Source organism: Fructilactobacillus sp. X3R5C2, assembly GCF_059901175.1.
This window is the reverse complement of record NZ_JBWXVC010000006.1, coordinates 1-18714: the sequence shown is the minus strand read 5'-3', so window position 1 is coordinate 18714 and position 18714 is coordinate 1. Positions and strand designations below refer to the sequence as shown.

Below are 18714 nucleotides of genomic sequence, written 5' to 3'. Positions count from 1 at the left end.
GACAAAATCATAAAGACCATTGAAAATTAATAATAGTGGTCAAGTTACTAAAAGTAACGACTTAATTTGAAGGGGAACAATCAAATGAATTCAGCAGATCAGCGAGAATTAAAGAAACACGTTGGAAAAGAAGCTGTTAAGCACGTTAAGGATGGGATGGTCTTAGGTCTTGGGTCTGGTACCACCATCAAGTACATGGTAGACGCACTGGGAGAGCGCATCAAAAATGAACATCTAAATATTATCGGTGTGCCAACCTCCAGTAAAACTAAGCGTCACGCGGAAAGCTTAGGCATCACTACTAAGGATGTTGACGAAGTCGATCACATTGATTTAACCATTGATGGGGCCGATCAAATTGACAAAAATTTTCAGGGAATTAAAGGCGGTGGAGCCGCTCACCTAATGGAAAAAATCGTTGCCATTAATTCTGATCGCAACATGTGGATTGTTGACGAAAGTAAGATGGTTAAAAAACTTAATTTTCCACTTCCGCTTGAAGTAATCCCTTATGGCAGTGGCCAACTCTATCGTCGGCTTAATCGGATGGGACTTCATCCGAAATTTCGTCAAAGCACGAATGGAGGGAAATTAACCACCGATTCTGGTGACTACATTATTGACTTAGGCTTACCTGAAATCACGACTCCCGTTCAACTGGGCAAAAAACTTGATAGTATGACAGGAATTGTGGAACATGGGCTGTTCTTGAACATCGTAAATACCATTATCGTAGAACATCCCGACGGACCGGAAACAATTGAAGCTCGCTAATGATTTAACCGACCCAAAAATAACTACGCAACTATCATCAAAATCTAAATAACAAAAGGACGAAAACTTTGATTGAGTTTTCGTCCTTTTGTTATTTAAGGTAGGTCTTATCTAAAATATCTAAATCTGGGTCAAAGGTATAAATGATCGGCTTCCCGTTTTTAACTTCCACGCCATCAATTCCTTTATCACTGATATTTTCTAAATATTTAATTAAAGCTCGCAGTGTGCTTCCGTGAGCAACTATCAGTTGATTTTTACCATCCAGCAATTTGGGGGCAATCGAATCCTGCCAGTACGGAATCATCCGGTCATAAGCCATTTTAAGGCTTTCAGCTGGTGGCTCAATTACACCTAAGCGCCGATATTTTCGAATCGGGGACACCTGATCTAATTTAGGGGGAACAGCGTAAAAACTCCTGCGCCACTTCATAAACTGTTCGTCTCCGACCTGCTTTCTAACTTCCTCTTTATTTTGACCCCTAAGAGCACCATAGTGTCGCTCATTTAAGCGCCACGTCTTATGTTCAGGAATAAAATCCTGATTGATCACGTCCAAAACAATGTCAGCGGTGACAATCGCCCGTTTTAAGACTGATGTATGAACATCACCGAACTGAATCCCGGTCTGACCTAAGCGTTTGCCGGCCTTAATTGCCTCTTCTACGCCCTTCTTAGTCAGTGGAACATCACTCCATCCAGTAAAGGTATTAGTGTGATTTGCGACACTTTCGCCATGTCTCATAATTACTAACTTACTCATACAACCGCCTCAATAAACTAAATTTATTTACCTTCTTCAATCGTCTGATCGTCTAACATGGTTGAATCGGTCTCTTTATAACGCTCACCTATAAACGTAACCACCGAACCAATCAGGATAATCACAATTCCTATAATGGTAGGCAGATTAATTTTTTCGCCCACAAAAATCATTGCTAAGACTGGAGCTAAACCAGGCTTAATAAAGAATACCAGGGACGCAATTGAGACCCCTGATTCTTGCATTGCTAAAAAATAAAACGCAAAACCGCCGCCGGTTACACAGACTCCGATAAAGAATAAAATCCAGAAATTTTGTAAATTAACGTCCCTTAAGATCGGAATGGACGCAAATTGACTCAACCATCCCACCGATTTCATCCCACTTGAAACAAACGGGATATTGGTAATCAATGATAAAACAAATAACTCCAAAGAACCAGCAATAAAAGTGAAACAAGTGATGGTCACTCCATCTAATTCTCTTTTGACCGAGCAATACTGCGACAAAATACTGTAAAAGCCGAAAGTAACAGCCGATAAGAGTGACAAAATAATTCCAACTGGATTAGTTAAGTTAAATGGATTAACAATCACAATTAAGCCAATGACCGAAATGATTAATGAGATTAAGTTGGCCCGTCCAATTCGCTCATGCAAAATGAAATATGCAAAGATTACGGCAAAGACCGGATTACAACTAAACAGGACGGCCACAATAGCTGGCTTATCATACACAATCGCTAACTGGTACAGCGTCATACTAATTACCACGCACGCAAAACCGGTAAACGCAAACGTCTTCCAATCCTTTAAGTTGATTTTGCGTCGTCGTTTATGTAATTCATACCACGCAAAGGGTAACAAGACAATCCCACCAATGAAGAAACGAAGTAAATTCAACTGAATTGGATTAAACTCACTTCCAGCCACCTTTAGGGCAATCTCCATCGAACTAAACATTAACGTCGAAATTAACACATAAATCACTGATTTTTTCACTTTAAGCTACTACTCCCATTCTTTACTTGTCTATTTTTCAATTGACTCGTCTTAACGGATTTGTTGCACAATCACCATTAAAATGGGCAAAACAATTAAACTGATGATCGTGGTTTCAGCGACCATCAGTGAAGCATAATCTGCATCCGCACCATACTTTCTGGCTACCACTGGTGCGTTAGTCATAACCGGCATGGCAGCCTGCATAATGAAGACTTGTTTCATCAAAACTGGCATCCCAGTTGGAATAACCAACAGGGCCATCAAAATTGGTGAAATCACGAATCGACCCAGTAAAATTCCCCAATTAGAAGAACTAAAGTCAAATTTGTCAAAGTTGATATTTGCTATCGAAATTCCAATGAACATCATTGAAAGTGGGATGGTTAACCCACCAATATATTGGAAATCACTCATTAAAAAGTTGGGAATTTTAATTCGCAGTAAAACTAAAATCACCCCAAAGATAAATCCCAGCAATGGTGGTGACAAAATTTTACTCACGGTCTTTTTCCAGTCAAACTTGGAATTAGCGTCCCCATCACGTTGGATTAAGTAAACACCAATGGTCCAAAAAAAGGTCGTATTAGCCATGTAGTAAACTAACACGTACGGTAAACTTTTGGCCCCAAACAGAGCCATATTAACCGGCAATCCGACAAAGACGGTGTTTGAATTTAAAAACATCGATTCAAACACCCCCCGATGATACTTTTTAATTCGAATCACCCGAGCAATTGCCACCGAAATCCCAAACATGATTAACATACTAATGACCGGAAATCTTAAGTCTGGCAACGTTGAAAGTAACGTGTCGGTCGTAAAATCGCGACCAATCGTATAGATCATGTAACACGGCAAGGCTACGTCAATAACCAGTTTAACAATTAAGTTAGTTGAATCATCATTAAACCAGTGCCGTTTAGCCAAAACAAAACCGAGCACGATCATGATCAGTACAATTAATATCCCTGATATACTCTTAAAAAAAATACCCATTTGATCATCCTATTCTTGTAAGTTTTACTTAAGTTATTGTACCACACGATTTTACACCACTAGAAATTGCCCCAATAAGAATAATACGGTTATATTAAAATCTACTAAAAAGTTGAGAAATAACTAGCGTTAGCTGCCATAACTGCTATATAATTTGGGGCAGTATTAATAAATAAGCGGGGAATAATAATGTCAAACTACGATAATAATAATGACGACAATCGCGAATATAGCCGGCGAGCTGGTAATCCACATTTTTCCGAACCAAAGTCAGAGCCAGCCGTTGACTATGATAACGAGCCGCACCATCCAGTTGCCTGGACTTTTATGGGTATCATCTTATTGATTGTCATCATTGCCCTTGCTTTTGGTTTCCGTGCTTACACCCAGGCTCGTCATTCCTTTGGAGGAACGTTTCAAGACGATGGAATTGGAAAATCAAGAAACGTCTCAAATCTTCTAAAGAAACGAAAACCGTTTTCAATCTTACTAATGGGAACCGACACGGGCGCCCTTGGTAGACACGACGTTGGCCGCACCGACACCATTATCGTTGCTACCGTTAACCCGCAAAAGCAGACCACTTACTTAACCAGTATCCCCCGCGATACCAAGGTCGTGGTCGACGGTGACTCACAGCCATACGAAAAAATCAACGCTGCTTACACCATCGGTGGTCCAAAGACTGCCATTTCAACTGTCCAGCATCTCTTAAACGTTCCCATCGACTACTTTGCGATCGTTAACATGGGTGGCTTAAAACAGATGGTTGATTCCGTTGGGGGTGTTGAAGTAAAACCACCATTGACGTTTAAGTATGGGAATGCCAATGTAGTTAAGGGCAAAATGACCCATCTAGATGGTGATCAAGCCCTTGATTATTCCCGAATGAGGGATGATGATCCGAAAGGTGACTACGGTCGCCAACAGCGACAACGACAAGTCTTAGAAAAATTAGTGATGAAAGGAATGGGAATTTCTTCCATTCCCAGGTACCAACAAATTCTTGAATCATTAAATGGAAACCTCAAAACCGATTTATCCTTTAATGACATGATTGCCATTAGATCTAAGTATGGTCCAGCCACTCATCACATCAAGTCTGAGACCCTTCAGGGGAATGAAGCAATGATTAACGGAATCAGTTATCAAGTCGCCCAACCAGACGAATTGATGAACGTCTCAAACCATATTCGAACCACCCTGAATTTACCCCAAGCTAAGGGTTTAACACCTAAACAACAAGAAACCAATTCCCCTAGTAACGGTGATCCATCCAACTACAATACTGCTACCAATGATTCATCAGGGAGTACCGATACAAACTCAATGACTCCAGCATATTAAAATAGACTTGTAAGAATAGGGCTAATAACCTATCTTGCAAGTCTATTTTTATTTATGGGATCTTTTATCTAATTTCATTTAAATCAAGACCAAGAGCCTTTGCTACTCGAGTCCCATACTCTGGGTCAGCCTTATAAAATTGTCTGGTTTCTAGGATTTGGATCTCATGATTATCAACGGAACCAAGCGTTTCTTTGATCGTATTAATCAGGCGATCACGTTCCTCTGGTTTCATTACATGATACAACTTTCCGGCGGCACTATAGTAGTCAGTATCATAGGGTTTAAAAGCTCCGGTTTCACCTTCCACTTTATCGGGACTGATTGAAGCACTCAAATCTTCAACTGGACCACCCTTACCGTTTGGTTCATAGTTGACCGATCCGTCTTGTCCTTGTGCCATTTGACCATCACGTTCGTAATTTTCAACCTTGTCTAATGGACGGTTGACCTTTAATTGTTCATAATTAGCGCCTAGACGATATCTTTCCGCATCCTTATACGCAAACAACCGTCCTTGAAGTAACTTATCGGGACTTGCTTCAATCCCAGGAACTAGGTTAGCGGGTGAGAAGGCTAATTCTTCCACATCGTCAAAATAGTTAGTTGGATTTTGGTTTAAGGTAAATTCCCCAACTTCTTGTAGTGGGTAATCCTTATGAGAAACCACCTTGGTTACATCAAAAATATCTGGTTTGTAATCAATTCCCGCTTGATAAGGGATAATCTGAACGTAAACTTTCCATGTTGGATAGTTCTTTTGTTCAATTGCATCGTATAAATCATGAATTAAATAATCGGTATCTTCAGTTGCTGCTTTTGAAGCTTGTTCATTAGTCATGTTCTTAACCCCTTGTTGGCTAATGAAGTGATACTTAACCCAAAATGGAATTCCTTCTTTATTAACCCACTTATACGTGTGACTTCCATAACCATTCATTGTTCGATAACTAGCCGGATTACCACGATCACCCATCAGGTAGGTGACCTGGTGAACTGATTCTGGTGAATGAGACCAGAAATCCCACTGCATCTCTTGTGAACGTAAATGAGTCTTAGGATCACGCTTCTGGGAATGAATAAAGTCAGGAAACTTAAGCGGATCGTTAACAAAGAACACCGGAGTATTATTACCAACAATGTCGTAATTGCCCTCTTGCGTGTAGAATTTCAACGCAAATCCACGAACATCACGAACGGTGTCAGGATAACCAGCTTCACCCGCAACCTGCGAGATTCTAATGGTCATTGGGGTTTCTTTGCCCACACCATTGAATAAATCAGCTTTAGTGTACTTACTCATGTCATGTGTAAGTTTAAAAACGCCCTTGGCACCAGCACCTTTAGCATGAACGACTCGCTCTGGAATCCTCTCACGATTAAAATGAGCTAACTTTTCTAGTAATTGATAATCCTGCATCAAAACAGGACCACGAACACCAGCTGTTTGAGAATGTTCGTTGTTAGCCCACGGTTGACCAGCTTCGGTTGTTAATTTATCTGACATAATTATCACACCATCCTTGTTAATTAATCGTTCACTTCTTAGATTAATCGTGCACAACTTAATGTCAACAAAAGAGACTTAGAATTAAAAAGAACACCATATCTTAAAATGATATGGTGTTCTTGAATTAAATGATGCGGCCAAGAAGACTCGAACTTCCACCGGGATAAATCCCGACAAGATCCTTAATCTTGCGCGTCTGCCAATTCCGCCATGGCCGCATTGCTACAATAAACATCATAGCAAATTTAACGAGATAGCGCAATGAATTTTTTAATTATTCTTCACCACGAATCGTGGCACCATCCCTATCAAGGTCAACTAACTTACATACTCCATCCAATTGATCGTTACTTTCAATCTTCTGTTGTAACTTGGTGAGTTGGTCATAATCTCCTAGCGTGACAATCGATGAACCCACTCCACTAATGTAAGTTCCGTAGATTCCTAGTTCATGAGCAGTCTGTTTAATTACTTTGAAGTCTTTAAAATCATTACCCTGTCCAGTGCGAACCAGACTATCAGCTTCAATCATTCGGGCCGCTTTATTCCAATCATTTTGCATTAATGCAGCGACAAAAACGTTCGAAGCGCTACTAGTCTGTACCTCTTGACCAAACGTAATTTCCTTTGGGAAACGTTCCATTCCCCTCTGTTGGGTAATTTTCTCATTTCGAATGAAAACCAAGGCTTGCATTTCATCGGGCATATGAGCTTTGACAACGTCAGTCTTTCCATCCTCATAGTGAGAAATTGTTATATCTCCCAGAATGGCTGAGGCAATGTTGTCAGGATGTCCTTCCATTCGACTACCAATGTTAATTTGGTCATTAACTGATAAGTTCATATTTTCAAGCTTGTTAGCAATTTTAATTCCCGCAGCAATCGCCGTGGTACTAGACCCAAGCCCCTTTTCCAGTGGAACATCTGACATTACCGTTAGTTGATGGGGCATGATTTTAGGGTTAACCTTTAAAATCGTTTGAACCACCAAATTTTTGTCATCGTGAGGAACTGAATCGCCAAACGCATGATTGACCCGCCACTTCTCAGTTTCTTCTTCAACGATCACCGTGTAATACATGTGAAGAGCGAGCCCAACCGAATTATAGCCATTACCAACATTACCAGAAGTTGCTGGGACCCTAACAATAATTTTTTCCATGATACTTCACTCCTTCTTAACTAGTTTTAGCTTACCACGACACTTACTACATACAAAACGTGAGATATTAACCCGTCGCTTTCGCCGATATAATTGGCCACACTTAGTACACTCATAAAGGTAATAATAAGCTGATTGTGCTTTTAAAATGGGAGCATAACGACTACCACCCACAGCTCTTAATAACTGCTTAAATTCTTTTGAACGATGATTAGCGGAATACCCTGCTAAATGAAGATGATAATGAACGAGTTCGTGTTTAATGATTCCCACAAGTTCTTCTCTAGAGATCCCCTTCGCCATCGTTTGATTAATATCAATATCATGATCTTTAAGGTGGTACCGACCACCCGTGGTTTTCAATCGACCATTAAAATATGCGCGGTGCTTAAATGGTTTCCCAAATGACTCCAATGAAATTTGTTCGACCAGTTTCTGTAATTCATCGTCATGCAAATAAGTTCGCTCCTATTCTGGACCAACCATGGAAAGTTTAATTCGTTTTCGATCTAAATCAACACTTAACACCCACACGTCGACAATGTCACCAACAGAAACAAGCTTTGCTGGATCCGATATAAACCGATCACTCATTTTTGAAATATGAACGAGACCATCCTGTTTTACCCCAATGTCGACAAACGCACCAAAATCCGTAACATTGCGAACGGTTCCCTGTAATTTCATTCCCGATTTCAAGTTTTCAATCTTCATGACGTCCGATTTAAGCAACGGCTTCGCCATCGTATCACGTTGGTCACGTCCGGGATTTTTCAAACTAGCTAAAATATCTTTGACCAACTGCTGATCAATTGATAGTGATTGTGATAAATCAACTTCATTTGCTTTTTCAAGTTTTTTTCGACCTTCATCAGAACTAAAATTATCAATTGTAAGTCTCAATGCTGACAAGATTTGTTTAGCTTGCCGATAACTTTCTGGGTGAATATCAGTATTGTCCAATGGATTCTTGCCATTAATGATACGTAAAAATCCAACTGATTGTTCAAAAGCCTTTGGTCCTAATCGTTTAACTTTTTTTAATTGATTACGGTTAGAAAAAGCACCGTTTTCATCTCGATATTCAACAATATTTTGTGAAGTGGATTTAGTTAATCCCGAGATGTGTTCAAGTAGATTTGGACTAGCGGTGTTCAAGTTGACCCCGACTTGGTTAACGGCGGTCTCAATCACCCGATCCAACTGTGCATCAAGGTTACTTTCAGAGACATCATGCTGGTACTGACCAACCCCAACCGCTTTGGGGTCAATCTTAATCAACTCAGAAAGTGGATCCTGTAGTCGTCTTCCAATACTAATGGCTGAACGTTCCTCAACGTGAAGGTTAGGAAACTCTTTTCGCGCATTGTTACTAGCAGAATATACCGATGCTCCAGCTTCACTAACAATTACGTAGTGAACCGGATAATCAATGGATTTAATTGCATCAGCTACAAATTGTTCCGATTCGCGTGACGCGGTTCCGTTACCAATCGCAATCATTTGAACGTGATACTTCTTAATCAGGTCAATCAATTGTTCTTTAGCTCGCGCTTGCTGTGCTTCTGTCGCTGGTTTAGTGGCTTTAATAATTTCCTTTGCCAAGAATTTACCGTTTGCATCAATGACCGCTAGTTTGCATCCCGTTCGGTACGCTGGGTCAAAACCAAGAACCACCTTACCCTTGATTGGCGCCTGCATTAACAGGTGATACAGATTTCTTCCAAACACTTCAATGGCATGATTTTCTGCGGCTTCAGTCATAGTGGAACGAATTTCACGTTCGATGGCAGGACCGATGAAGCGCTTATAAGCATCTTTTGAAGCGTCTTTAACAAAGTCAACTGCGGGACCATTATGATTACTAACCACATGAAAATCAATGTAATGCATAATGGCATTAACATCAACATCTAGTTTCACGGTCAATACCTTTGCTTTTTCACCACGATTGATTGCTAAAACCCGATAACTCGGAACCGTTTTGGCTTGCTCACTAAAATCGTAGTAATCACCATAAACGCCACCTTCGTCATTGACCTTTCCCTTAGGCTTAACCTTTGCCGCCAGCATAGCGTTTTTTAAGGTATAGTTTCGAATCCATTCCCGAAACTTAGCGTTGTTTCCAATGGCATCCGTAATGATTTCACGGGCTCCATCTAAAGCGTCATCAACGGAACTAACGTCGTGATCCTCATCTATAAAGGATTTTGCCAGTTGTTTTAATGGCTCATTTTGAAACTTTAAAATTGCAGTTGCAAGTGGCTCTAATCCCCGTTCCCTTGCAACCATCGCCTTTGTTTTTCGTTTTTGCTTATATGGCAGATACAAGTCTTCCACAATCTGAATACTGTCAGCATTTAAGATGTCTTGTTTTAACTGCTTGGTTAATTGGCCTTCTTCGTCAATCTTTTTTACCACTTCTTCCTTTCGGTGGCTCAGCTTTGCTAGACGCTGGTAAGTATCCTCAAGTTCCCGAATAGAAACCTCATCCAAATTACCGGTTCTCTCTTTGCGGTATCGTGCAATAAACGGAACGGTATTACCATCCTCAAGCATTTCTAAGGTTTGTTGAATTTGTCGTTTCGAAATGTGTGGTAACGCTTTTGCAGTTTGATCAATTAAAGTTTTTTCCATTTTTTCACCATAATCTTTCAAATAAAAACTCCATTAAATAATTAACGGAGTTATTGTAATCAAATTTATTTCCAAAACGTATCATAAACATTAATGGGAAGGTGTCGCTTATGTTGAGTTTTCAAATACCAATTTTCAATCACATCAGCTGCACTAGAACTAATGTCCTGGTCTTCTAAAAAGTCATCAATATTTTTATAACTAACCCCAAGTGCTTTTTCATCTGGAAGAGCTGGACGATCATCTTCAAGATCCGCCGTTGGGGTTTTCTCGTAAAGGTTTTTAGGTGCGTCAAGGTACTCAAGAAGCGCACGACCTTGTCGTTTATCCAGTCGCCAAATTGGAACAATATCAGAAGCACCGTCACCAAATTTAGTATAAAAACCAGTCACCGCCTCGGCGGCATGATCAGTGCCAAGTACAATTCCCTGGTTGGCACCAGCGATGGTAAACTGCGCAATCATCCGCGTCCGAGCTTTGATGTTGCCCTTATTAAAATCAGAGACAGAATCACCGTTAGCTTCAACCGCTTTTACCATCGCATCGACTGAATCCTTGATATTGACGCGTTCAACCCGATCAGCATCCATAAAATCAATGGCTTCCATGGCGTCCGATTCATCAGCTTGTTCACCATAAGGAAGACGAACCGCAATAAACTGATATTCAGTATCGCCCGTTTCTTCCCTTAATTCATTCATTGCCATCGATGCTAATTTTCCCGTCAAAGTGGAATCTTGACCACCAGAAATTCCCAGTACTACTGATTTAATAAACGAATTCTTTTTAACGTAATCCTTAATAAAATCAACACTACGTCTAATTTCTGTTTCAGAATCAATCTTTGGTTGAACCCTTAAAGCACTAATAATCTGTTTTTGCAGTCGTTTTTGTTTCTCATCCATTACTATCACCTACTCTAATTTTTGCTCAACCCCATTATGAATTTCATTAATCAAACTCATCTTGTGGTCCCATAATTTCTTAGAAAGATCAACTGGGTAATCTTGTGGATTTAACTGACGCTTGTACTCTGGCCAGAGTGCTTTCAAAGAATCGGTCGCATGCTGTTTAGTAGCCTCTAACGTCGGCATTTGATATACCTGCTTTCCATCTTTAAAGATATCCTGTAAGAGCGGTTGAGCATTAAAATTGGTAATAGTCTTGTTAATGTAAGTGAAATGCGGATGGAACATGTACACGGAAGACTGTTCACGTGGATCTTCACCATCAAGTGTGATGTAATCTCCCTCAGACTTACCGTCGTCTTTTTCAGTAATCCGCCAAACTTGCTTCTTACCCGGAGTGGAAACCTTTTCGGCGTTATTTGAAAGTTTAATGGTATCGACCATGTGACCCTGTTCATCTTCAACCGAGACCAACTTGTAAACCGCACCAAGTGCGGGTTGGTCAAAAGCCGTAATTAGCTTGGTCCCAACTCCCCAAGAGTCGATTTTGGCATTTTGCATCTTCAAACTACTAATGGTGTATTCATCAAGGTCGTTGGAAGCCACAATTTGAACATCCTTAAAGCCAGCTTCATCCAGCATTTCTCTAACTCTTTTTGATAAGTACGCCATATCACCGGAATCAATTCTGACACCTTGAAAGTTAATCTTGTCGCCCATTTCTTTTGCAACTCGAATTGCATTTGGGACCCCACTTTTAATGGTATCAAAGGTGTCTAACAGAAAAGTACAGTTCTTATGGGTTTGGGCGTATGCCATAAATGCATCATAGTCATTCCCAAATGATTCAATCAAAGAGTGCGCCATCGTTCCGCTGACAGGAATACCAAATTCCTTACCGGCTAACACATTGGAAGTCACGTTAAACCCACCAATGTATGCCGCTCTGGTTCCCCACAGTGCTGCATCAACTTCTTGGGCTCGACGACTACCAAACTCCATTAAAGGATTATTTCCAGCCACCATTCGAATTCGAGCCGCTTTAGTAGCGATTAAAGTCTGATAGTTCACCATGTTCAAAATAGCGGTCTCAACTAATTGACATTCCGCAATCGTTCCTTCAACTTGAACAATGGGCTCGTTGTTATAAACTAAATCACCCTCAACAGCAGAACGAATTGTTCCAGTAAACTTGAAGTTACGAAGATAATCTAAAAATTCATCGGAATAATCGCTAATTGACTTTAAATACTTAATGTCCTCATCAGTGAAGTGAAGGTTGTTGATATATTCAATAATGTGTTTTAATCCTGCAAAGACGGCATATCCATTTCCAAAGGGCATGTCTCTAAAAAAAACTTCAAATACAGCATGACGATTTTGCATATGTTTTTCAAAATAAGTTGCCATCATATTGATTTCATAATAGTCAGTGTGTAAAGTTAAATTATCAGGACTTTGTAATGTTGACATCTTTAATCTCCTCTAGCCCTTTCAGGCTAAACTATTGTTGTTACTCGTTGCACATTATATCACATAATAACCAAAAAGAAGGCTAACAAATGACGCACAAATTTCCGACCACCGACATCGCTTCCATCCCCTTTGTTAACACGACTTTCACCGAATTTATGCAGGTGATTGAATCCCAAATAGACGACCACCAAAACACGTTTGTGGTAACCGCCAATCCAGAAATCGTCGTTTATGCTGATCGTCATCCTCACTACCAAAAAGTTTTAAAAGACGCCACTTACGTCGTGCCAGATGGGATTGGCATTATCAAGGGTGCCAAAATGCTAAATGACCCAATGCCAGAACGAATCACCGGTTATGACATTTTTAAAGCACTGTTAACTTGGGGAAACCAAAATAACAAGTCAGCTTATTTTCTGGGAGCCAAACCCGATGTCGTATTTGATTTACGAAAAGTCTTAACCGTTAACTATCCACATTTAAAAATTGTGGGGATGCAGGACGGTTATTTTAAAAACGATACTCCCATCATTAACAACATTGAAAACAACGACATTGACATGATTTTTGTTGCGACCGGTTTCCCTATGCAAGAAGAATTTATCGCAAAATATCGCAATAAAAATAACGGGCTGTGGATTGGGGTTGGAGGCAGCTTTGACGTTTTAGCTGGACACGTCAAGAGAGCTCCTAAGTTCTGGATTAATCATCACATCGAATGGCTCTATCGCCTTTTTAAAGAACCCACCCGTTTTAAACGAATGCTAGCCATTCCTGAATTTTTAAATTTAGTTAGAAAACAAAAAAAGGATGAGAAGTGATCTCATCCAACTTTACGAGCCCTCGTTAGTAGGGCTCTTTTTTATTTATTTAGGTAAAACTCAAATCGCTCAGCAGCGTACTGAGCCTGAACAAACTCAAATGGTTGCTGATTTTGAAGATAAGATATCTGTTTTAGCTTAAGAATGGGTGCCTTAACCTCAATATCCAGTAAATCAGCAATCCGATCAGTCGCTAAAATCGCCGAAATAAATTGCTTCGCGCTTCTTGGACGAAGTCCCTTCTTGTCCTCTAAAGAACGATACAGGGAGCTAGAAACGTCTTCTTCACTTAACCCTTCGACCATCGATGCATTAACAGCTGCCACTTCATAGCAAATTGGAATGTCGTCCCCATAGCGAATCCGATTCATCCGCAAAACCCGATCATCCTGACTCAGCCCCAAGACGGAGGCTTCCTTAAAGGTGGGCTCAACAATCTTATATGACAAGGTTTTGGTGGATGGCTTTTTTCCTTGAGCCAGCATAATGTTAGTAAAGCTGGTTACTCCGGACATCTTTTCTTGAACCTTTTGGTTAGTAACGTACGTTCCTGAGCCGGCAATCCGTTTTAATATTCCATCCTCAACGAGCGCTTGAACAGCTTGCCTGAACGTCATCCGACTTACTCCGTACTGTTCGGATAGTTTTCTTTCAGATGGAATCCGGGTTCCCACTTTCCAGCTTCCGTCTTCGATCTTACTCTTAATATCATCATGAATTTTAATATAAACAGGTACTGTCATAATTACTCCTACCTTGGCATAAAAAAATCGACTAACATTTGTTAGTCGATTTTACACCAATAATTAGTATTGGGCTAGCTGGGTTCGAACCAGCGCATCACAGGATCAAAACCTGTTGCCTTACCACTTGGCTATAGCCCAAGAATCAATGGAGGGGAGTGGATTCGAACCACCGAACCCGAAGGAGCGGATTTACAGTCCGCCGCGTTTAGCCAGACTTCGCTACCCCTCCATAATAAATGAGTAATTCGTAGTAACGAATCAACGTTTATTATATTACACGGGATCATGATGTTAGTCAATACTTTTTTTCAAAAAATAAAAGGCGCTAACTTTACAGCGCCTTTCATTATAGTGATTTTAATTTACTCCATCCATCAGTTTTTTCACTGGTTTGATCATCAATAATAAGACAATTCCAAACAAGATGGCTACAAGTCCAACGATTCCAAAGTACGCGATTTCGTGTCCCGGGGTGTAGAACTTAACGATTTGTGAGTTAACCGCCTGACCAGCAGCATCCGCTAAGAACCACATACTCATCATCTGTGATTCAAATGCTTTCGGAGCAAGTTTGGTGGTAACGGAAAGCCCAATTGGTGAAATCAACATTTCGGCAATTTCAACAATGGCCCAACTACCAATTAGCCATAATGGGCTAACTTTAGCTGATGAACCAAATAGGAAAATTGGAATCATCATAAATAAGTACGAAAATCCAGCGAAAAACATTCCCCACGTAAACTTAACTGGGGAGCTGGGCTCTTCTTTTCTTTTAGCCAGATATGTCCATAAGAATGCGAACAGTGGTGTGTACAGCATAATGAACAATGGGTTAAGTGACTGATACCAAGTAGCATTAATGTGCAAAAATCCAAGGTTATTGTTAGTTTGATTTTCAGCAAACAAAGCCAAAACAACGGATCCTTGTTCCTCAATGGCCCAGAATACCGCAGCAGCGATAAATAATGGAATATAGGCAAGAACCCGTGAATGTTCTGTCTTAGTAACCTTCTTACTTCTCAAAATAACAACGAAGTAAATAATTGGGGTTAAAATTGCGATGATACTCAATAACAAAACAAAGTTATCAATACTCAAAACTTTAAAGTACCACATCCCCGCGATAATAACGGCAAATACAGCTAAGCCACCAATAATTTCAAGAACTAAACGATTCAAATCATCTGGTTCTAAGGGATCACTTGGATAGAGACCATCGATACTCAAAGTCTTTTTACCACTAAAGTAGTAGTAAATTAAAGCAAAGAACATTCCGATCGCAGCTAGTGAGAATCCAGCATGGAAATTAAAGTCCATTCCGACGGTCCCAACTAAGATTGGTGCGATGAACGAACCTAAGTTAATCCCAAAAACAAAAATGGTAAATCCAGTATCACGTCTTGGATCATTTTCACCATATAAGGCACCAACCATTTCTGAAACATTTGGCTTCAACAGTCCAGTACCAACAGTGATTAAGACAATGGAAATAAACAACGCTCCGGCACCAAATGGTAATGAAAGTACCACGTGCCCAAACATAATTAAAATTCCACCATACAGAACGGTCTTTCGACTCCCCCAAACTCGGTCACTTAAATAACCACCTAACACTGAAGTTAGAAATACCAGTGAACCGTAAATTGCCATAACTGAAGCTGCTGTGGTTGGAGAAAATCCTAATCCACCCTTGGCGACTGAGAAATACATGTAGTATAAAAGAATTGCACGCATCCCGTAGTAACTGAATCGTTCCCACATTTCAGTGAAGAACAGTGTTTGCAACCCTTTTGGCTGCCCAAAGAACGCATGGTCGAGACTCTTCTCGCCTTGTCCGTTCATAAAATCTCCTCCTGTCAATCTTTTAACAATTATCAGAAATAATACCATTCTTGATTTTCATTTACAATCATATCTCGACAAAAAATTTGTTAGAATAGTGATTATCAAGGAAAAGGAAGTGAATAATACATTGTTCAAGGAATTTAAAGAATTTATATCACGAGGGAATGTGGTTGACATGGCCGTTGGAATTATCATCGGGTCTGCATTCACTTCGATCGTGACTTCATTGGTTAATAACATTTTCAACCCGTTTATTGGACTGTTTTTAGGAAAAATCGATCTCTCATCACTTGCCATCACCGTTGGAAAAGCAAAGATAAAATATGGCTTATTTCTAAACTCAGTCATCAATTTCCTGCTGATTGCTTTCATCGTCTTTTTATTGGTCAAATTTATCAACAAATTAACTAATAAAAATCAAAAAAAGCAAGAAAAGAAGGCTCAAGAACCGAGCCTTACTGATCAATATCTAGCTGAAATTGTTAAACTGCTTAAAAAGTAATTTCCTTAATCACACCAACGCTCTGTTGGTGTTTTTTTATAGCATATCTAGGTATCTGTCGCGTTCCCATTGAGAAACGTTTTGTCTGTAAGCATTCCATTCCATGTTCTTTGCATCCAAGTAATTTTGATACATGTGAGGTCCCATGGCTTTCTTCATAAGTGGATCAGCTTCATATGCTTTAAGCGCATTATGAAGGGTGGAAGGTAAGTTTTCAATATGATCTAATTTTCGTTCCTTGCCATCCATATGATAGATATTACGGTCAATTGGTTCACCTGGTTCGATTTTGTTTTTAATACCATCTAAACCAGCTTCAAGAATTGATGCAATTGCTAAGTATGGGTTAGCTGAAGGATCAACACTTCGTAGTTCAAGGCGGGTGCTAAGACCACGACTAGCTGGAACTCTAACTAATGGTGAACGGTTAGATGCCGACCATGCCACATAGACCGGTGCTTCAAAGCCAGGAACTAGTCGCTTGTAGGAGTTAACGATTGGGTTACATACAGCAGTTAATGCTTTAGCGTGCTTCAAAAGTCCACCTAAGAAGTAGTATGCCGTTTGTGATAATTCCAGGTCACCATCTTTATCATAAAAGACGTTGTCACCATCTTTATCAAACAATGACATGTTGATGTGCATCCCAGATCCATTGATACCATTCAGTGGCTTTGGCATGAAAGTGGCGTATAATCCGTACTTTCTAGCAACTGTTTTTACAACTAACTTAAAGGTTTGAATATGATCTGCCGTAACCACGGCGTTGTCGTACTGAAAATCAATTTCATGTTGTCCAGATGCTACTTCATGGTGAGAAGCCTCAACTCGAAAGCCCATATTTTCTAATTCAAGAACCATATCACGACGAATATTGGCTGCCAAATCCATTGGTGCCAAATCAAAGTAACTTCCGTGATCATTCAATTCAGTGGTTGGATTACCCTTATCGTCCATTTTGAACAAGAAGAATTCAGGTTCTGGGCCAATGTTAAAGTTAGAAAAGCCCATTTCTTTCATTTCATCCAGAACACGCATTAAATTATTTCTTGGATCACCAACGAACACCTCGCCATCTGATGTATGAACGCTACATGTCAGACGAGCAACCTTACCGTGTTCGTCACCCCATGGGAAGACCATCCACGTTGAAAGATCAGGGATCAGGTACATATCACTTTCCTCAATGCGTACGAAACCATCAATTGAAGATCCATCAAACATAATCTTACCATCTAAAACCTTGTTTAGTTGGTTAACGGGTACCTCAACATTTTTGATGCTGCCCATCAAGTCAGTAAACATTAGTCGAATAAATCGGACGTCTTCATCTTTTACCATTTGGCGAATGTCGTCTTTTGTATAATCATGTACCATAAGTAGTCTCCTTATTTTAAATACTTACCCTGTTGCTTTAAATCAGAATCATCATACAAGCGTCCAGCTTTTAAAATATCGTCTTTCAAGTATTCGCGGACATCTTCATCACTAAGTGATTTATCACCACTATGTAAAAGTTTTCGACGACGTTGTTTCTCAAATACTCTTTTAACCTGAGCAATTGTCATTCCTTCAATAAGATAGTTGTGAATCTCAAGAATTTGGTCCACATTATCTAATGAATACAAACGTCGGTTTCCTGATGTTCGTTTAGAATGAACAAGACCATGATCATCGTAATACCTTATTTGTCTGGATGATAAGGAAGTAAGCTTCATAACCGTTCCCATTGGCAGAACCGCTAAAGATTTCCTCAGTACTTTTTCACTCATACGCATATCTCCTTGATATGACACCATTCTATTCGTTATTGATATAAGCGTCAATAACCTATGTTATGAAATGTAACACTGATCCAAGTTTAACATAAAACTTGCAATATAAAAAAAGACACAAGAAATAAATTCTTGTGTCTTCATGTATGTATGTGCATATTCAAGCACACCATTAGATTCTATTCACCCGTTATTTGCTATGCCAAAGATTTAATCATCATTAAGAATGAATAAAAAATTTATGCCGGCTGCAGGACTTGAACCTGTGACCCTCGGTTTACGATACCGATGCTCTACCAGCTGAGCTAAGCCGGCAAAATGACGATAAATTAAAAGTGCTAACGGCAATTGTTGTTAGCACTCAGACATAGCTCCGGCAGGCGGGCTCGAACCGTCGACAACCTGATTAACAGTCAGGTGCTCTACCAACTGAGCTATGCCGGAATAA

At 39.9% G+C, this 18714-nt stretch carries 17 protein-coding genes and 5 tRNA genes; 4 read left to right on the top strand and 18 right to left on the bottom strand.

Features of this window, described 5'->3' with window-relative positions:
- Window positions 1-84: 84 nt before the first annotated feature.
- Window positions 85-774, top strand: coding sequence for a ribose-5-phosphate isomerase RpiA (gene rpiA, locus AC6UD4_RS06765; RefSeq protein ID WP_500694485.1), 690 nt, complete (start codon window positions 85-87; stop codon window positions 772-774).
- A 91-nt stretch (window positions 775-865) separates the two neighbouring features.
- Here the strand turns inward: rpiA and AC6UD4_RS06760 are convergent, their stop codons facing one another.
- The 3 genes from AC6UD4_RS06760 to AC6UD4_RS06750 are packed head-to-tail and all read right to left on the bottom strand — an operon-like array spanning window position 866 to window position 3537.
- The gene (locus AC6UD4_RS06760) at window positions 866-1537 is read right to left on the bottom strand and encodes a 2,3-bisphosphoglycerate-dependent phosphoglycerate mutase (protein WP_500694486.1); all 672 of its coding nucleotides are present in this window, start codon (window positions 1535-1537) and stop codon (window positions 866-868) included.
- Between the two features lie 23 nt (window positions 1538-1560).
- Entirely contained in the window at window positions 1561-2538 is a 978-nt protein-coding gene (locus AC6UD4_RS06755; RefSeq protein WP_500694487.1) for a DMT family transporter, read from the bottom strand.
- Window positions 2539-2589: 51 nt separating this feature from the next.
- Window positions 2590-3537 carry an AEC family transporter gene (locus tag AC6UD4_RS06750; protein WP_500694488.1) on the bottom strand — a complete coding sequence of 316 codons (948 nt, stop codon included), beginning with the start codon at window positions 3535-3537 and terminating at the stop codon, window positions 2590-2592.
- Between the two features lie 189 nt (window positions 3538-3726).
- Between AC6UD4_RS06750 and AC6UD4_RS06745 the strand changes: the two genes are divergently transcribed.
- On the top strand, window positions 3727-4884 hold the full coding sequence (locus AC6UD4_RS06745) for an LCP family protein (protein ID WP_500694489.1): 1158 nt from the start codon (window positions 3727-3729) through the stop codon (window positions 4882-4884).
- 64 nt (window positions 4885-4948) lie between these two features.
- Here AC6UD4_RS06745 and AC6UD4_RS06740 read toward each other — a convergent pair whose 3' ends face one another.
- From AC6UD4_RS06740 to AC6UD4_RS06710, 7 genes are all read right to left on the bottom strand, one after another.
- Window positions 4949-6391: a catalase gene (locus AC6UD4_RS06740; RefSeq protein WP_500694490.1), complete on the bottom strand. Its 1443-nt coding sequence runs from the start codon at window positions 6389-6391 to the stop codon at window positions 4949-4951.
- A 135-nt stretch (window positions 6392-6526) separates the two neighbouring features.
- A tRNA-Leu gene (locus AC6UD4_RS06735) sits at window positions 6527-6612 on the bottom strand.
- A gap of 56 nt (window positions 6613-6668) precedes the next feature.
- On the bottom strand, window positions 6669-7556 hold the full coding sequence (thrB, locus tag AC6UD4_RS06730) for a homoserine kinase (protein ID WP_500694491.1): 888 nt from the start codon (window positions 7554-7556) through the stop codon (window positions 6669-6671).
- A gap of 6 nt (window positions 7557-7562) precedes the next feature.
- Window positions 7563-8012: a SprT family protein gene (locus AC6UD4_RS06725; RefSeq protein WP_500694492.1), complete on the bottom strand. Its 450-nt coding sequence runs from the start codon at window positions 8010-8012 to the stop codon at window positions 7563-7565.
- 12 nt (window positions 8013-8024) lie between these two features.
- On the bottom strand, window positions 8025-10193 hold the full coding sequence (locus tag AC6UD4_RS06720) for a Tex family protein (protein ID WP_500694502.1): 2169 nt from the start codon (window positions 10191-10193) through the stop codon (window positions 8025-8027).
- A gap of 65 nt (window positions 10194-10258) precedes the next feature.
- The gene (gene nadE / locus AC6UD4_RS06715) at window positions 10259-11098 is read right to left on the bottom strand and encodes an NAD(+) synthase (protein WP_500694493.1); all 840 of its coding nucleotides are present in this window, start codon (window positions 11096-11098) and stop codon (window positions 10259-10261) included.
- Window positions 11099-11107: 9 nt separating this feature from the next.
- Window positions 11108-12574, bottom strand: coding sequence for a nicotinate phosphoribosyltransferase (locus AC6UD4_RS06710; RefSeq protein WP_500694494.1), 1467 nt, complete (start codon window positions 12572-12574; stop codon window positions 11108-11110).
- Between the two features lie 89 nt (window positions 12575-12663).
- On the opposite strand from AC6UD4_RS06710, the gene AC6UD4_RS06705 reads away from it, so the two are divergent.
- On the top strand, window positions 12664-13398 hold the full coding sequence (locus tag AC6UD4_RS06705) for a WecB/TagA/CpsF family glycosyltransferase (RefSeq protein WP_500694495.1): 735 nt from the start codon (window positions 12664-12666) through the stop codon (window positions 13396-13398).
- A 41-nt stretch (window positions 13399-13439) separates the two neighbouring features.
- On the opposite strand, the gene AC6UD4_RS06700 is transcribed toward AC6UD4_RS06705, so the two are convergent.
- From AC6UD4_RS06700 to AC6UD4_RS06685, 4 genes are all read right to left on the bottom strand, one after another.
- Window positions 13440-14141 carry a GntR family transcriptional regulator gene (locus tag AC6UD4_RS06700; protein ID WP_500694496.1) on the bottom strand — a complete coding sequence of 234 codons (702 nt, stop codon included), beginning with the start codon at window positions 14139-14141 and terminating at the stop codon, window positions 13440-13442.
- A 69-nt stretch (window positions 14142-14210) separates the two neighbouring features.
- Window positions 14211-14282, bottom strand: a tRNA-Gln gene (locus AC6UD4_RS06695).
- Window positions 14283-14290: 8 nt separating this feature from the next.
- Window positions 14291-14373 (bottom strand) — tRNA-Tyr (locus AC6UD4_RS06690).
- 128 nt (window positions 14374-14501) lie between these two features.
- Window positions 14502-15986, bottom strand: coding sequence for a peptide MFS transporter (locus AC6UD4_RS06685; RefSeq protein WP_500694497.1), 1485 nt, complete (start codon window positions 15984-15986; stop codon window positions 14502-14504).
- Window positions 15987-16116: 130 nt separating this feature from the next.
- On the opposite strand from AC6UD4_RS06685, the gene mscL reads away from it, so the two are divergent.
- Window positions 16117-16491, top strand: coding sequence for a large-conductance mechanosensitive channel protein MscL (gene mscL, locus AC6UD4_RS06680; RefSeq protein WP_500694498.1), 375 nt, complete (start codon window positions 16117-16119; stop codon window positions 16489-16491).
- 36 nt (window positions 16492-16527) lie between these two features.
- Here the strand turns inward: mscL and glnA are convergent, their stop codons facing one another.
- The 4 genes from glnA to AC6UD4_RS06660 all read right to left on the bottom strand — a co-directional run bounded on the left by glnA (window position 16528) and on the right by AC6UD4_RS06660 (window position 18710).
- Window positions 16528-17868, bottom strand: coding sequence for a type I glutamate--ammonia ligase (glnA, locus tag AC6UD4_RS06675; RefSeq protein WP_500694499.1), 1341 nt, complete (start codon window positions 17866-17868; stop codon window positions 16528-16530).
- Window positions 17869-17879: 11 nt separating this feature from the next.
- The gene (locus AC6UD4_RS06670; RefSeq protein WP_500694500.1) at window positions 17880-18263 is read right to left on the bottom strand and encodes a MerR family transcriptional regulator; all 384 of its coding nucleotides are present in this window, start codon (window positions 18261-18263) and stop codon (window positions 17880-17882) included.
- A gap of 245 nt (window positions 18264-18508) precedes the next feature.
- A tRNA-Thr gene (locus tag AC6UD4_RS06665) sits at window positions 18509-18581 on the bottom strand.
- A gap of 56 nt (window positions 18582-18637) precedes the next feature.
- A tRNA-Asn gene (locus tag AC6UD4_RS06660) sits at window positions 18638-18710 on the bottom strand.
- Between the last annotated feature and the right edge of the window lie 4 nt (window positions 18711-18714).